This window comes from Arthrobacter sp. OAP107, from assembly GCF_040546765.1.
Taxonomy (GTDB): domain Bacteria; phylum Actinomycetota; class Actinomycetes; order Actinomycetales; family Micrococcaceae; genus Arthrobacter.
This window is the reverse complement of sequence record NZ_JBEPOK010000001.1, coordinates 4,687,027-4,701,464: the sequence shown is the minus strand read 5'-3', so window position 1 is coordinate 4,701,464 and position 14,438 is coordinate 4,687,027. Positions and strand designations below refer to the sequence as shown.

14 protein-coding genes and 1 tRNA gene are annotated in these 14,438 nt (G+C 67.3%); 9 read left to right on the top strand and 6 right to left on the bottom strand.

Features of this window, described 5'->3' with window-relative positions; all coding sequences use genetic code 11:
* Positions 1–7: 7 nt before the first annotated feature.
* Both ABIE00_RS21620 and ABIE00_RS21615 read left to right on the top strand, forming a co-directional pair.
* A complete protein-coding gene (locus ABIE00_RS21620) occupies positions 8–553 on the top strand; it encodes a hypothetical protein (RefSeq protein ID WP_354262690.1) in 546 nt (181 codons plus the stop codon).
* A 32-nt stretch (positions 554–585) separates the two neighbouring features.
* Entirely contained in the window at positions 586–1,551 is a 966-nt protein-coding gene (locus tag ABIE00_RS21615) for an Lrp/AsnC family transcriptional regulator (RefSeq protein WP_354262689.1), read from the top strand.
* Here the strand turns inward: ABIE00_RS21615 and ABIE00_RS21610 are convergent.
* Positions 1,523–3,004, bottom strand: coding sequence for an amidase family protein (locus tag ABIE00_RS21610; protein WP_354262688.1), 1,482 nt, complete (start codon positions 3,002–3,004; stop codon positions 1,523–1,525). The genes ABIE00_RS21615 and ABIE00_RS21610 overlap by 29 nt on opposite strands.
* A 283-nt stretch (positions 3,005–3,287) precedes the next feature.
* Between ABIE00_RS21610 and ABIE00_RS21605 the strand changes: the two genes are divergently transcribed.
* Both ABIE00_RS21605 and ABIE00_RS21600 read left to right on the top strand, forming a co-directional pair.
* Positions 3,288–4,022, top strand: a complete 735-nt coding sequence (locus ABIE00_RS21605) for a DUF5058 family protein (protein WP_354262687.1) — start codon at positions 3,288–3,290, stop codon at positions 4,020–4,022.
* A gap of 78 nt (positions 4,023–4,100) precedes the next feature.
* Positions 4,101–4,844, top strand: a complete 744-nt coding sequence (locus ABIE00_RS21600; protein ID WP_354262686.1) for a hypothetical protein — start codon at positions 4,101–4,103, stop codon at positions 4,842–4,844.
* A 112-nt stretch (positions 4,845–4,956) separates the two neighbouring features.
* Here the strand turns inward: ABIE00_RS21600 and ABIE00_RS21595 are convergent, their stop codons facing one another.
* Positions 4,957–5,508: a flavin reductase family protein gene (locus ABIE00_RS21595; protein ID WP_354262685.1), complete on the bottom strand. Its 552-nt coding sequence runs from the start codon at positions 5,506–5,508 to the stop codon at positions 4,957–4,959.
* Positions 5,509–5,768: 260 nt separating this feature from the next.
* Between ABIE00_RS21595 and pstS the strand changes: the two genes are divergently transcribed.
* The 4 genes from pstS (at position 5,769) to pstB (ending at position 9,905) form a co-directional block, all read left to right on the top strand.
* Positions 5,769–6,890 (top strand): phosphate ABC transporter substrate-binding protein PstS, encoded by a 1,122-nt coding sequence (gene pstS / locus ABIE00_RS21590; RefSeq protein ID WP_354262684.1) that lies wholly within the window; start codon positions 5,769–5,771, stop codon positions 6,888–6,890.
* A gap of 121 nt (positions 6,891–7,011) precedes the next feature.
* Positions 7,012–7,944 (top strand): phosphate ABC transporter permease subunit PstC, encoded by a 933-nt coding sequence (gene pstC, locus ABIE00_RS21585; RefSeq protein WP_354262683.1) that lies wholly within the window; start codon positions 7,012–7,014, stop codon positions 7,942–7,944.
* Positions 7,945–9,054 (top strand): phosphate ABC transporter permease PstA, encoded by a 1,110-nt coding sequence (gene pstA, locus ABIE00_RS21580; RefSeq protein ID WP_354262682.1) that lies wholly within the window; start codon positions 7,945–7,947, stop codon positions 9,052–9,054. It begins immediately after the preceding gene.
* 71 nt (positions 9,055–9,125) lie between these two features.
* Positions 9,126–9,905, top strand: a complete 780-nt coding sequence (gene pstB, locus ABIE00_RS21575; protein ID WP_003799400.1) for a phosphate ABC transporter ATP-binding protein PstB — start codon at positions 9,126–9,128, stop codon at positions 9,903–9,905.
* Between the two features lie 98 nt (positions 9,906–10,003).
* Here pstB and ABIE00_RS21570 read toward each other — a convergent pair whose 3' ends face one another.
* The 3 genes from ABIE00_RS21570 to ABIE00_RS21560 all read right to left on the bottom strand — a co-directional run bounded on the left by ABIE00_RS21570 (position 10,004) and on the right by ABIE00_RS21560 (position 12,554).
* The gene (locus ABIE00_RS21570) at positions 10,004–11,020 is read right to left on the bottom strand and encodes an inorganic phosphate transporter (protein WP_354262681.1); all 1,017 of its coding nucleotides are present in this window, start codon (positions 11,018–11,020) and stop codon (positions 10,004–10,006) included.
* A gap of 1 nt (position 11,021) precedes the next feature.
* Positions 11,022–11,639 carry a DUF47 domain-containing protein gene (locus ABIE00_RS21565; RefSeq protein ID WP_331575135.1) on the bottom strand — a complete coding sequence of 206 codons (618 nt, stop codon included), beginning with the start codon at positions 11,637–11,639 and terminating at the stop codon, positions 11,022–11,024.
* 255 nt (positions 11,640–11,894) lie between these two features.
* Positions 11,895–12,554 (bottom strand): hypothetical protein, encoded by a 660-nt coding sequence (locus ABIE00_RS21560; protein ID WP_354262680.1) that lies wholly within the window; start codon positions 12,552–12,554, stop codon positions 11,895–11,897.
* 235 nt (positions 12,555–12,789) lie between these two features.
* Here ABIE00_RS21560 and ABIE00_RS21555 point away from each other — a divergent pair.
* A tRNA-Lys gene (locus ABIE00_RS21555) sits at positions 12,790–12,862 on the top strand.
* Between the two features lie 103 nt (positions 12,863–12,965).
* Here the strand turns inward: ABIE00_RS21555 and ABIE00_RS21550 are convergent.
* Entirely contained in the window at positions 12,966–14,300 is a 1,335-nt protein-coding gene (locus ABIE00_RS21550; RefSeq protein WP_502914298.1) for a glutamyl-tRNA reductase, read from the bottom strand.
* Between the last annotated feature and the right edge of the window lie 138 nt (positions 14,301–14,438).

Sequence of the window (14,438 nt, the reverse complement as noted above, 5' to 3'; positions counted from 1 at the left end):
TCACGCCGTGACCGCACTGCCGGGATGGGGCCGCGCCGCCGGCCGCGTCCCCGGCACCAGCTCATTCTCCGGCGGCCGCCGTGTCCTGCACTCCCGCGCAGTCTCGCTGGTGACCGCCGCGTCCTGTGTGGTGCACCTGTGGCTCGTCGCCGGAAACCACCACGGACCGTGGCTGGGCGCCGTGATGCTCGCGATGGTCGGGGTCTGCCTGCCGTGCGCCGTGCACCTGTGGCGCGGCGGCAGGGAGAAGGCCCTGCGCCAGGTGATGGGCTGCGCCCTGGCCATGACTGCCCTGCACGCCGTCCTGCTGCTGGGCGGCTCTGCCTTCTCCGGGGGAGGGGCGTCCGGCCACTCCCATACCGGGGCGGTGCCCGGCGGGGATCTCCTCGGGCCGGGCGCTGTGGGGCCGGTCACTTTGGGTTCAGGAGCCGGGGGCCTGCTCGCCGTCGTCGTGCTGGAAATTACGACGGCGTTCCTCGCCGCGACGCTGCTGGCCCGCCTTCGCTCCGTCCCCCGGAGTGCGGCCCTGTTTCATGCTGAAATGGAGCCCTGAAGGAAGGCCTGTATGCGGATGATGGAGTGCGGATGATCCTGCTCGATTCACTGGAACGACAGATTGTGGCTGCCTTGCAGCTGGATCCCCGCTGCCCGTGGCGCAAGATGGCCGCCGTCCTGGGCGAGCCGGAGCGCACCGTGGCCCGCCGCGGGGCTCAGCTCCTGGAATCCGGCGCCGTCGCCGTCGCCGCCGTGCGGCCGCATCCGGCGTCGATGCTGGTGGAAATGCGCTGCACCCCGGGAACAGCCCGCGCTGCCGCGCAGTCGCTCGCGCAGCGCTCCGACACCACGTTCGTCTACACGGTCACCGGCAATGGAGACTGCGTGGCCGAGATCCTCACGGACCCGGACAGGATGGGGGACATCCTCTCCGACGAGCTGCCCTCGACCATCGGGTTGCGGCACTCCGTGAGTTATCCGGTGCTGCGGTACTTCCGGACCATCCAGGGCTGGCGGCCGGAGATGCTCACCGCGGAGCAGGCAGACGCCCTGCGCTCGCCGGTCGCCGCGGACACCGGCGTATATGCGGTGCGGCAGCCCTTGAACCGCCAGGACACCGAGCTTGTGGAGGCACTCTGCGCGGACGGACGCATCAGTTTCGAAGCGCTGGCCCGGCGCGTCGGGGTCTCGGAGGCAACCGCCCGCCGGCGCTGCGAATGGCTGCTCGCCAACAACCAGGTCCAGCCCCGCGTCGTGGTGGAACCGGCTGCCCTGGGGCTCGCCGTCGAGGCGCTGCTGTGGATCAGGGCCGCGCCGCACCAGGTGGAGCAGCTCGGCAAGAGCCTGGCCGAGCTGCCCACGGTGCGCTACGCAGCAGCGCTCGCCGGTGACTACCAGATCGTGGCCGACGTGACAGTGCCCGACCAGCAGTCCCTGTACCGCCTGATAACGGCTTCCGACTGGGCGGCACAGGCGTCGTCCGTTGACGTGTCCGTACTGCTGGATGCCCGCAAACGCGGTGGGCGCATCATGCCCCCTGCCCGGACACCGGCCTGAGTCCGCCGCGTCCGGCGGCCGGCGCGCTCAGCGTTGATTCACCCAAATCCGGCGCCACCGCGGCGTACCCGGTCTGCAGTTCGAACGCCCTCGCCCAGCGCAGCAGCTGCACGTCTGTGTAGTGGTTCGAGGCCAGCTGCAGCCCGATGGGCAGCCCGGAGCTGCCGAACCCGGTAGGCAGGCTCAGCACCGGCAGGCCGGTGGCCGAGAGCAGGCACGCCGACCGCATCCAGTCCAGATAGGTTTCGGACGGGACTCCGGCTATCTCCTGCGGGTAGCGCAGGGACGCATCGAACGGCAGCACCTGCGCGCACGGGCCCGCAAAGATGTCGTAGCGCGCGAAGAAGTCCTGGACGCTGTATTCAAGCCGGGTGCGGGCGGCGTTGGTGGCAATGATGTCCTCAGCGGTGAGCGCCTGCCCCTTGCCGACGTTCCACCGCACCTCCGGCTTGATGAGCTCGCCGGATTCGGCGACCAGGGCGCCCAGGCCGGCCGCGAAATCCAGCGCCCGCGTGTTGCCGAAGACAAGGTCCGCCTCGCTGAAATCCGGGGACGCCTCCTCCACCACTGCACCCAGTTCCTCAAACACCGCCAGCTGGCGTTCCAGATGGTCGGCGATTTCCGGTTCCACCGGAACCCCGATGCCAAAGTCCCGTGACCAGCCGATCCGGACGCCGCGCATGTCGGTCTCCAGCCCGGCCCTGAAATCCGCCGGATCAACCACCTGCGGGTGGGGCACGCGCGGATCCCGTCCGGCGGTGACCGACATGAACAGTGCAATGTCCTCCACGGTCCGGGCCATCGGGCCGGTCCGCCCCAGCCAGGACCAAGCGTTGATATCGGATGGCATGGGAATGACGGCCTGGGACGGCCGGAATCCGACGATGTTGCAAAAGGACGCGGGGATCCGCAGCGAGCCGCCCATGTCGCTGCCGTCACCCATCGGCTGCACACGGGAACCCACGACGGCGGCCACCCCGCCGCTGCTTCCGCCTGCACTGAGGGCTGGCGCGTACGGATTGGTGGTGGTGCCGAAGAGGTCGTTGAACGTGTGGGAGCCTGCCCCGAACTCGGGAACGTTGGTCTTTCCCGTGCTGATCACACCGGCGGCCTTGAGCCGGGCGATGATGAGGTCGTCCCTGGCCGGCACGCAGTCCTTCAGTACAACCGAGCCCTGGGTGGTGCGCATTCCGGCGGTGTTGTTGGTGTCCTTGTGGGTCAGGGGCAGGCCGTGCAGGGGCGGCAGTTCGGCGCCGGAGGCCGTGAGTTCGTCGGCGCGGGCTGCCAGTTTCGCTGCACCCTCGGCGTCGAGGGTCACCACCGCGTTGAGCCGGGGATTCACCTCGGCAATGCGTTCAAGGTGGCAGTCAAGGGCCTCCCGCGCCGAGATTTCCCTGTTCCTGATGGCGGCGGTGAGCTCGACGGCGGAAAGTTCGCTGATGGCGTCAGACATGGTGCTCCTTCGGGCGGCGGTTGAAGAGTGCGAGGTTGTACCTCCCTGAAGTGTGGAGGACCGGGAGCGGGAGTGGAAGGCATCGGCCCTCGAAACCGCGGCATGACTGATCCGGCCAGAATTTTGGCCGATTCCGCCATCCCTTGCCGTCCCGGGCCGGCGTCCCGGACAGTATTCCTAACCTGCTGGCCGATCCGGTCGGAGGTCCAGATTCCGCAGCGCAGCGGTCCTGCCCGCGGCATCAGCATCGCCGGCCCACTGCGGCCCTAAACAGGAGGCTCCCATGCACGCACCCCTGGCCCCCACCGGTTCAGCTGACATCGTTGCAATTGCCAACGCCCCCGTCCTCTGGCTCTGCGTGGCAGGCGTCTTCGGCGTCATCGTGGTCCAGTCGCTGATCTTCCTCCGGGCAGTGCGGCGGGCAGCACCCTCGGTGCAGATGACACCAGGAGATATCAGGACGTCATTCCGGTCAGGCGCTGTCTCCGCGATCGGCCCCTCGCTCGCCGTCTCGCTCGTGGCCATCGCGCTGCTGGCACTGTTCGGTGCACCCGCCGTGCTGTCCCGGATCGGGCTCATCGGCTCCGCCGCCTACGACGTCTCGGCAGCCGGCATCGCGGCAGGCACCCTGGGAGCCAAGCTCGGCGACGCGAGCTACACCCAAAGCGTTTTCGCGGTGGCGTTCTTTGCCATGAGCATCGGCGGGGCCATGTGGATGATCGCCACGCTGATCCTTACACCGCTGCTCCGCCGCGGCGACGCCAAGGTACGCGCGATCAACCCGGCGGCCATGGCCATCGTTCCCGCGGCCGCCCTCATCGGGGCCTTCGCCTGCCTGGGCTTCACAGAGCTGCCAAAGTCCGGCACTCACATGGTCACCTTTGCCGTTTCCGCCGCGGTGATGGCGCTGTCCCTGCTGCTGGCCAAGGCGCTCGGCAAGAGCTGGCTCCGGGAATGGGGCCTGGGCATCTCGATCGTCGCCGCCCTTGGCGCGGCCTTTCTCACGTCCGCCGGCTGACCCCGCATCCGGCACAACCCGGACCGGCCCACCCACACCAGCCCCCCTCCAGTTAGCCCTTCAGTAAGGACAGGAACCATGACAGCCACCAGCACCGCACCCGCCGCCACGGACCAGGCCATGGCCGAGTTTGACCGCACCACCTCGCGCTGGGGACGCGCCACGATGATCGGGGGCCTGCTGGTTTCCGTGGCCGGCCCGCTGTATCTCGTCTTCGCCGGAGGGCTGGACATCGCGCCCGCACAGCTCTGGATCGCCTTCGCCGCCGTCGCTGCCACGTTCGGGATCATCTGGATCGTGGAGCCTCTGACGTATTACCCCATCCTCGGACCGGCCGCCATGTACCAGGCCTTCATGATCGGCAACATCTCCAACAAGCTCCTGCCCGCCGCCCTGATCGCGCAGACCAACATCGGCGCCAAGCCGGGGACCCGCCGCGGCCAGCTGGCTTCCGTCGTGGCGATCTGCGGTGCGGCCGCCGTCCACCTGGCTTCGCTCGCCATTTTCGTGGGCCTGCTGGGGAGCTGGCTCATCAGCGTTATCCCGCCCGCCGTAATGAACGTGACCCGGCTGTACGTGCTGCCCGCGGTCCTTGGTGCCGTGCTGGTCCAGGCCATCGTCTCAATGAAGCAGCCCCGGACCACCGTCATCGCCCTGGCCGTGGCAGCCGCCGTCGTCTTTCTTGTCCTCCCGGCGGTTCCCGGGCTGGCCATGGTGTCCACCGCCATCGCCGTCCTGGGGACGGTGCTGTTGGCGTGGTTCCTTCGGGGCCGGCAGCCCGGTGCGGCCGGCCGGTCGGCGCAGCCGGTCCACCTCGAGTAGCTGGTCAACCCCGTAAATAAGGGTGAGTTACAAATGAGGGTGCGTTCCGCAGGGATTCCAGGCGGAGCGCACCCTTATTACTGTGCCCGACTGCTTTACTGTGCCAACGGGTTCACGGCGCCAGACGGCGGAACTCCGAGCCGAAATGCACCAGCGGGTCCGGAGCCTCGGACGGTTCCGCCCCGCTGCCCATGGCCACCACCTCGCCCACGACCAGGAGGTGGGTGGCGGCAGCATGGACCGACACGGTGCGCAGTTCGAAGAAGGCCAGGCAGCCGTCGATGATGGCGGCTCCTGTGGCCGGACCGCGCCGGAACGGGACCTGCGCCAGCAGCCCGTGCAGCGGTGTTCCCGGACTGGCCAGCCACGTCGCCGTGCCCTGGTGCTTGCCAGAGAGCACGCTGAGGGCCCAGGTGCCCGCCTCCTCCACGGCCTCGCCAATACGGGACTCCGCGTACAGGCTGACCAGCATGGTGGGCGGGTCGTAGGAAACCGGGAGGAAGCCGCTCACCGTGGCCGCGTAGTCCCTGTTCCGCAACCGGGTGGAGACCACGGCGACGCCGGCGGTGATGTCCGAACTCAGCCTGCGGTACAGGTCCACATCGGCGTCCGACGGCCGTCCAGCACCCAACTGGCGGGCGTCCAGCGGCCCTGACGTTTCCATAAGCCCCATCGTGCCATGTGGGGCCGCTGTTAGCGCTGTGAACGGTGTGGCGGGCTCACTACGACTGCGGCGCATCCAACGCAATGGTGACGCCGCAGGTGTAAGCCAATGGCCCGCCGTCGTTAACCCTGCGTTCACCTGCGACCCCAAAACTTGTTACCTGCGGCCCATAACTTCAGTGAAGGTACAAAAGTACGCATCGCACGTTCGGACGTCTCCGGTCCGCACCGCATCGAAAAACCCTGGAAGGGGTACACCCAGTGAAGGCACTCCGCTTCGGCCGCCACGCGGCAATCGCTGTTATCGCCGCTGGCGCACTCGCGCTCACCGCCTGTGGTTCAGACAACGCCACGAACACCGCCCCGGCAGGCAGCGCCTCCGCCGCCGGCACCCGGGTCACCGGTACCCTGACCGGCATCGGCTCCTCCGCGCAGGGCGCGGCCATGGACGTCTGGAAGACCAACTTCGCCTCCGCCAACCAGGGCGCCACCGTGCAGTACTCCCCGGACGGCTCCGGTGCCGGGCGCAAGGCAATCCTCGACGGTTCGGCACAGTTCGCCGGCTCGGATGCCTACCTGAAGGACGAGGAACTGGCTTCCGCCAAGAAGGTGTGCGGCCCCGAGGGCGCCATCGAGATCCCCGTCTACATCTCGCCGATCGCCATCGCGTTCAACCTGCCGGACATCACCGAGCTGAAGCTGGACGCGCCCACCGCTGCCAAGATCTTCCGCGGCGAAATCGCCAAGTGGAACGACCCCGCCATCGCAGCCCTGAACCCGGACGCCAAGCTCCCGGACCTCGCCGTCACCCCGGTGAGCCGCTCTGACGACTCCGGCACCACCAAGAACTTCACTGAGTACCTCTCCGCTGCCGCTGCCGATGTCTGGAAGGACAAGGCCGACGGCATCTGGCCTGCATCCCTCAAGGGTGAGAACGCCAAGGGCACGTCCGGCGTCGTCAAGACGGTCACCGACACCCCCGGTGCCGTGACCTACGCTGACGACTCCGCCGTCGGCGGCAAGCTGGGCGTCGCCCAGATCAAGGTCGGTTCCGAGTTCGTCAAGATCTCCCCGGAAGCCGCCTCCAAGGCAGTCGACCTCGGCAAGGCTGTTGAAGGCCGCGCCGACACCGACGGTGCCATCAAGCTTGACCGCACCACCACCGAGGCTGGCGCCTACCCGGTGGTCCTGGTTTCCTACCACATCGTCTGCTCCACCTACGACAAGCAGGAAACCGTCGACCTGGTCAAGGCTTTCGAGAAGTACGTAGTTTCCGAAGAGGGCCAGAAGGCTGCGGCCGAGTCCGCCAAGTCGGCTCCGATCTCCGCCACCCTGGCCGCGAAAGCCGTCAAGTCGATCGAAGCCATCAAGGTCAAGTCGTAACGTTTGACCCGAACGCCGAGGTTCCCCGCCCAGCCGCCAGGCAGGGCGGGGAACTTAGCCGTGTAACGCGCGGTTACAGCACGATCCGTATCTCTGCACCACCAACACCGAAGGGCCGGGTATGACCACCACCTCCCTGACCAGTTCCCGAGGCGCCGGCCGCACCGGGGACAAAGTCTTCTCCGGAGCGGCCCTCGCGGCAGGCTGCCTGATCCTTGCAGTACTTTTCGGGGTGGCGCTCTTCCTCGTCATCCAGGCGGTTCCCGCCTTCACCGCCCCCGCCGCGGACATCCAGGGCGGCGAGGGCTTCTTCGCCTACATCTGGCCGATCGTCGTCGGCACCCTCATCGCCGCCATCATCGCGCTGGCCATCGCCACGCCCGTATCCATCGGCGTCGCCCTCTTCATCTCGCACTTCGCCCCGCGCGGCCTGGCATCCGGCCTCGGCTACGTGGTGGACCTGCTCGCCGCGATCCCCTCCGTCATCTACGGCGCCTGGGGCGCGGCCTTTCTGGCCCCCCAGATTTCGCCCGCCTACGGCTGGCTGGCTGCGAACGTGGGCTGGCTGCCGATCTTCCACGGTCCCGCCTCCGCCACGGGCAAGACCATCCTGACCGCCGGCATCGTGCTGTCCGTCATGGTGATTCCCATCATCACCTCGCTGTCCCGCGAGATCTTCCTCCAGACCCCGAAACTGCACGAGGAAGCAGCCCTCGCGCTGGGCGCCACACGCTGGGAAATGATCAAGATGTCGGTGCTGCCCTTCGCCCGCCCCGGCATCATCAGCGCCGTCATGCTGGGCCTCGGCCGCGCCCTGGGCGAGACCATGGCCGTGGCCCTGGTGCTGTCCTCCGGCGCTCTCACCGGCAGCCTGATCCAGTCCGGCAACCAGACCATCGCCGCCGAGATCGCCCTGAACTTCCCCGAGGCCAGCGGCCTCAAGGTGAGCACGCTGATCGCCGCGGGCCTGGTCCTGTTCGTGATCACCCTCGCCGTCAACATGATCGCCCGGTGGATCATCAGCCGGCACAAAGAATTCTCGGGAGCCAACTAAATGACCTCCACCCTGACCCCGGTCCGCAAGCGGTCCGCCCTGACCAAGGGCCAGCTGCCCAAGTACGCCCCCTACGCGGTCCTGGGCGTCGCGCTGGTCCTCGGGGCCGCGATCCTCGCCCTGATCGGCTTCAACGCCTTCGGCTGGGGCATCGTCTCCGCCGTACTTTTCGCCGTCGGTCTCGTGGGGTGGAGCGGTGCCGTTGAGGGGTCGCGCAAGGCCAAGGACAAGCTGGCCACCTGCCTCGTGGTTGGCGCTTTCCTGGTTGCACTGCTCCCGCTGATCTCCGTCATCTGGACCGTCGTTGTCAATGGCGTGCCGGGCCTCCTCAACCCGGGCTTCCTGGGTACCTCGATGAACGGCGTCACCGGCGTGTTCGACAACCGGGCGGCAGACGGCACCGGACCAGTTCTCGGCGGCATCTACCACGCGCTGATCGGCACGGTGCAGATTACCCTGCTGGCCACGGTCATCTCCGTCCCGGTGGGCCTGCTGACGGCGATTTACCTCGTCGAGTACGGCAACGACCGCCCGCTGGCCCGCGCCATCACCTTCTTCGTGGACGTCATGACCGGCATCCCGTCCATCGTGGCTGGCCTGTTCGCTGCCGCGTTCTTCTTCGCGGTGGTTGGCCCCGGCACCAAAACCGGCGCCGTCGCCGCCGTCGCGCTGTCCGTTCTGATGATCCCGGTGGTGGTCCGCTCCAGCGAGGAAATGCTGAAGATCGTGCCCAACGAGCTCCGCGAGGCCGCCTACGCGCTGGGCGTGCGCAAATGGCGGACCATCCTCAAGGTGGTCATCCCGACGGCGATCTCCGGCATCGCGTCCGGCGTCACCCTGGCAATCGCCCGGGTTATCGGCGAGACCGCCCCCATCCTGGTGACCGCGGGTTTTGCGACGAGCATCAACAACAACGTGTTCGGCGGGTGGATGGCTTCGCTGCCCACGTTCATCTACACGCAGATCCTGAACCCCACCTCGCCGTCCAACCCCGACCCGTCGTCGCAGCGGGCATGGGGTGCGGCCCTGGTCCTCATCATCCTGGTGATGCTGCTCAACCTCGGCGCCCGCCTGATTGCCCGGGTCTTCGCACCCAAGACGGGCCGCTAGGCCGAACCTCCCTTACCGGCCCCTGGGCCGGGACTTAGACTTCATTTCATCCGAGCAAGTTAAGGAACATCATGTCCAAGCGCATCGACGTCAAAGACCTGAACGTGTACTACGGCAATTTCCTGGCCGTGGAAGACGTCAGCATCAACATCGAGGCCAAGTCCGTCACGGCGTTCATCGGCCCCTCCGGCTGCGGCAAGTCCACCTTCCTCCGCACGCTGAACCGCATGCACGAGGTGCTCCCGGGTGCCCGGGTCGAAGGGGAAGTGCTGCTCGACGGCGACAACCTGTACGGACCCGGCGTGGACCCGGTGACGGTGCGCTCCCAGATCGGCATGGTGTTCCAGCGGCCCAACCCGTTCCCCACCATGTCCATCCGGGACAACGTCCTCGCCGGCGTGAAACTGAACAACCAAAAGATCTCCAAGGGCGAGGCCGATGCCCTGGTGGAGCGCTCGCTCCGCGGCGCCAACCTCTGGAACGAGGTCAAGGACCGCCTGGAGAAGCCGGGCTCGGGACTGTCCGGCGGCCAGCAGCAGCGCCTCTGCATCGCCCGCGCTATCGCCGTGGAGCCGCAGGTGATCCTCATGGATGAGCCGTGTTCCGCCCTTGACCCGATTTCCACCCTGGCCGTAGAGGACCTCATCAACGAGCTCAAGGACCAGTACACGGTGGTGATCGTCACCCACAACATGCAGCAGGCCGCCCGCGTTTCGGACAAGACAGCGTTCTTCAACATCGCCGGCACCGGCAAGCCCGGCAAACTCATCGAGTTCGCCGAGACCAGCACCATCTTCAACAACCCGAGCCAGAAGGCGACCGAGGACTACGTCTCCGGCCGCTTCGGATAGTCCCCAGCCGCACCCCGGACTCGCATACAGCAACGCGGAGTCACTTATCGCCCTATCAGGACCTCCGGAAGGGCGAGAAGTGACCTCGCGTTGTTCCTTCAGGCGGCGATCAGCGGGGAGAGTGCCAGTTCGAGGACGAAGGCCCCCGCAGCCGTTGCTGCCGGCGTCAGGACCCAGAGCGACAGGATCCGGGTCATCAGCTTGCGGTGGACGGTGGCAAACTGCTGGTTTTCGCCCGCGCCCAGCGCTGCGGACGTGACTGTGTGGGTGGTGGAAACGGGCCAATGCAGGCCAATGGCGCCAACAAAAAGCAGGAGCGCACTGAAGCCCTGGGCCACCACACCGCGCAGCGGATCGATCCGGGTCAGCCGGTAGCCAATGGTGTGCGAGATGCGCCAGCCGCCAAACATCGTGCCCGCCGTGATCGTGGCCGCGGACAGCAGCGCCACCCACAGGGGAAGCGAACCGCCGTCGGAATAGCCTGCCGCCAGCAGCGCCAGGATGAGCACAGCGCTGACCCGCTGGCCGTCCTGGAGGCCGTGGCCAAAGGCGACGGCGCCTGCGGCGATGGCCTGGGCGGACCGGAACCGCTTGTTGACCACGCTCGGCTGGGTGTATCGCGCAGCCCAGGTGACGGGAAACACCAACAGGTACGCGGCGATGAAGGCAATGACAGGGGAGAGAACCAGGGGGAGGACCACCTGGGAGAGGAGCGACTGGTCCACGCCGCCCACGGAATTGCCGCCCACCACCACGCTGGCCGTTCCGGCTCCCGCCAGTCCACCCACCAGGGCATGCGTGGAGGACGAGGGAATGCCCTTCAACCACAGGAAGATGCCCCAGACGCACGCGCTGGCAAGGCCGGCGGCGATGATGGTCAGGCCGCTGTCGCCCGGCGGGAGGGCAACCCAGTTCTGGCTGACTGCCACGGCCAGTCCGGCGCTCAGCAGTGCGCCGATCAGGTTGAAAAGGGCGGCCAGCAGGACAGCCACGGTGGGGGTCAGGGCGCGCGTGCGCACGGCCAGGGCCACGGAGGTGGATACGTCACGGAAACCGTTGACGAAGGAAAATGCCGCGGTGAGGAGTACCACCAGGGCGAAGATGAACAGCGTCACCTCAGGATTCCTTGACGATGATGCTACCCACCAGGGTGGCGATCCGGCGCATGTCCTTGGTGACGTCCACCAGCTGATTGGCGATGTCCCGGTTGCGGGCATACTGGGCCGACTTCATGTCCTTGAGCATGTCCGCGACCCAGACGCGGTGCGTGCGTTCAGCCCGCTTGGCAAGGCGCAGGACCTCGATCCAGTAGTCCTCAAGGTCGTCCAGGTTGTTCAGCCGGCGCATGGCGTCAGCCGTCAGCTCGGCCTGCCGGCTGATGATCTCCAGCTGGTCGGCTGCGCGCTTCGGCAGCCGGTCCAGGTTGTATAGCGCCACCAACTCGGCGGCGGCGTCCAGCTTTTCAATGGCTTCGTTCAGGCCCTGCGACAGGGCATACATGTCCTCGCGGGGGAGGGGATTCACGAAGCTGGTGCGCATGTGCGTCAGGAGGGCAAAGTGCAGCTCGGCCGACTTTGCCTCGTGGTTGTGCATGTCCTCCACCAGCCGGTTGTGTTCGGTGGCCGGGGCGCCCAGGATTTCCGCCATGGTGGCGCTGGCAAAAACGATCTGCCGGGCCAGCTGCGAGAGCAGGTTCAGGCCTGCGGGCTCCTGGGGAAAAAGGCGCAGCTTCATGAGTACCGGTCTCCGGAGGATTGTCAGGGCGGGACGCCGCGGGGGGTTTGACTTGACGTCCGAGCCGCAGCTAGTCAGTACTTTACCGGCACCTGCGTTGGGGCATGAAAATGGTGCCGAACCGGATACGCCTCTCGGCGGTAGGCCGCTCTAGGCGGCTAAATGTTGAAGCCCGGGGGTTTCGCGGTTCGGCACCTATTTCAGTGTTCTACTTTGGCTGGGCCAAGTCAACATTGACAGATCGGGCCTGATGGGTCAGTCGAGCTCACCCAGCCGCCAGGCGTTGGCGGCGTGTTCCAGGTCCTCTGCGGTTTTCACGAGCAGGTGGGAGTTGCGCGTCAGCTTGCGCGCATGGCTCTCGTTTGAGTGCTCCGCGCCGTCCGCGAGCGTGGCCTGGCCGAGCGCCACCACGCGGCAGAACGCGGCGGACCGCTCCAGCGCAACGTCGAAGTCGCCGTTGAAAGCCCCGGACAGGATGGCGTCCGCCATGACCTTCATTTCATCGGCGCCAGGCGGTTCGGCCGCGCCGGCCACCACGTTGGAGACCTGCGCGGTGTCCCTGCCCGCCTTGAAATAAACGGAGATACGCTCGGGATCCTGCACGGTTGCCGCGCGGAGGGCATACAGCCGCCACAGCGCGCCGGGCAGCGAACGTGCCGGGCTTTCAGCCCACATCTCCGCTATCGCCTCAAGGCCCTGCTCGTCGGCCAGCTTGACCAGCCGTTTGGTGATGACGGGATCATCGCTGTCCCGCCCGTGGCGCACCAGGGCCTGGGCGGCCAGGTGCGCAGCTTCCGAGACACGCGCCGGATCGGCGCCGCCTGCGAAAGGTTCGAAATCTATGGGCGCAAAAGGCTTCGGTTTGTGGTGCCGCTCCGCCCCGCCCGGACCGCTGGTTCCTGCATTCTGGCTCATGGTCCCACGCTACTCCTGCAAGGAACCGGAATCGAGCGTCCCTTGCTGCTCCCGGGTATTGTCCCTCCACAGCCCGAAACCCCTGCCGCGCCCAGGCAAAGACACGTTCGACGGCGGCAGCGGGGCGCCGTGCTGAAGTGGCCACCGTCTGGGGTACAGTATTAAACGTCCAGAAATGGACTGGAACTGTTTCGCGTTTGCAGGCTGTTGAAGCCCGCATTCCAGCAGGCAGTTTGGGCCTTTAGCTCAGTTGGTAGAGCATCGGACTTTTAATCCGTGGGTCGTGGGTTCGATCCCCACAGGGCCCACTCTTTTAGCGAAGAGTGGAAAGTCCCCGGACTCCTGGCAACAGGAATCCGGGGACTTTTTATGTCGGGGACCTTCTATGTCCCTGCCTCGCCCGGCAAGCGGCTAGCTCGCCGCCGGCAGGGTGTCCTCCGGGGCCTGACGGTCCTGGCTCTCCCGTGCAGGGCAACCCAGGGCACCCGTTCCGGCTTCTGCTGCCCCCGTCGCAGTCGCGCCGGGCGCCGGTGCTTCCGCACCCGCCGTCACGTCCAGCCCGAACAGCGTTTCAAGCGCAGTGGTGTACTCGTCCTGCCGGCCGGCGGCCGCCAGTTCACGCGCCCTCGAGGTGGGCACATGCAGAAGCTGCCGCACCACCCGCCGCAGGGCGAATTCCACCGCTTCCGCCGTGGCCGTGCAGCCGTGCTGGCTCTTCACTTTGGCCACCTCACCAGCCAGTACCGACTGCATGTGTGCACGCAGCGCCACGATCGCCGGATCCAGCAGCCGCGCCTGCCGGTCCTCCTCAAACTTCAGGGCGGCCTGCCGGACCAGGTCACCGGCCTGCCGGAGGACGTCGGTCTGTTCACTCGGCGAGGCCAAGCGCACATGCTCCAGCGTGATGAGGCCAAGGCCGGGCAGTTCGCCGAGCCCCGGTTCGAAGTCCCGGCTGAGGGCGAGGTCGACGACGACGCGCGGCCCCGCGGCGCCCTGCCGGAAGGCCAGAAAGTCGTCGGCGCTGAGCCTGGGCCCGCGGCCGCTGCAGCCGATCACCACATCCGCTCCGCGGACGGCGGCGGGCAGTTCCGCGGAGGTCAGGCCGGTGGCACCGCGGGCTGACGCAAATGCGTCGGCCCGTCCGGACCAGGAAAACACGGATACCGCCGTGCATGCCCTTGCCGCCAGAAGCGCAAGGGTGGATCCGGCGTACGCGCCGGTACCGATGACCACCACGGACAGACCGGACAGGTCCCGGCGTCCCAGTTTGGCCAGGGCCAAGTCCAGCGCGACGGACACCATGGAGCGACCGGCTTCACCCAGGGCCGTCAGCGATCCGACTTCGCGGGCGGCGCGGGAAGCTGCCTGGAAGAGCCGGACCAGGGATCCGCTGGCAGCCCCGGTCTCCTGGGCCGCGGCAAGTGAGCGCCGGAGCTGCCCGGCGATTTCCCGTTCGCCCACCACTGCCGAGTCGAGGCCGGCACCCACCGCGAAGAGATGCTCGGTCATCGCGGTGCCCGTCAGGCACACAAGTGCCCGGCCGAGTTCCTCGGGGCAAACAGCCGAGCATGCGCTGATGACCTCCAGAACGTGCTTCCTGGTGGTGTCCGGATCCGCGCCCGGAGCAACGTCGCAATAAACCTCGAACCGGTTGCACGTGGACAGCACCACCGCTCCCGCCACGCCGTCCAGGTCGGCAAGAACATCCGATGTGATGCGGACCGGTCCCGAACCGAGCCGGGCCAGGAACTCGAGGCCGGAACCCCGGCCTTCCGCGCCGCCAACCGGTTCGGGACCCCCGTCCCCGTACCGGAGAACTGCTCCCCGGTACGGTGTGCGGGCATGATGGGAAACCACAAGAGCAAACTGCCGTTCTGACGGGGC

Bases quoted from the DNA above. Each gene is read 5' to 3' on its own strand.
- ABIE00_RS21615 (WP_354262689.1), top strand. From the start codon at position 586: ATGATCCTGCTCGATTCACTGGAACGACAGATTGTGGCTGCCTTGCAG.
- ABIE00_RS21610 (WP_354262688.1), bottom strand. From the start codon at position 3,004: ATGTCTGACGCCATCAGCGAACTTTCCGCCGTCGAGCTCACCGCCGCC.
- ABIE00_RS21605 (WP_354262687.1), top strand. From the start codon at position 3,288: ATGCACGCACCCCTGGCCCCCACCGGTTCAGCTGACATCGTTGCAATT.
- ABIE00_RS21600 (WP_354262686.1), top strand. From the start codon at position 4,101: ATGACAGCCACCAGCACCGCACCCGCCGCCACGGACCAGGCCATGGCC.
- ABIE00_RS21595 (WP_354262685.1), bottom strand. From the start codon at position 5,508: ATGGAAACGTCAGGGCCGCTGGACGCCCGCCAGTTGGGTGCTGGACGG.
- pstC (WP_354262683.1), top strand. From the start codon at position 7,012: ATGACCACCACCTCCCTGACCAGTTCCCGAGGCGCCGGCCGCACCGGG.
- pstA (WP_354262682.1), top strand. From the start codon at position 7,945: ATGACCTCCACCCTGACCCCGGTCCGCAAGCGGTCCGCCCTGACCAAG.
- pstB (WP_003799400.1), top strand. From the start codon at position 9,126: ATGTCCAAGCGCATCGACGTCAAAGACCTGAACGTGTACTACGGCAAT.
- ABIE00_RS21565 (WP_331575135.1), bottom strand. From the start codon at position 11,639: ATGAAGCTGCGCCTTTTTCCCCAGGAGCCCGCAGGCCTGAACCTGCTC.
- ABIE00_RS21560 (WP_354262680.1), bottom strand. From the start codon at position 12,554: ATGAGCCAGAATGCAGGAACCAGCGGTCCGGGCGGGGCGGAGCGGCAC.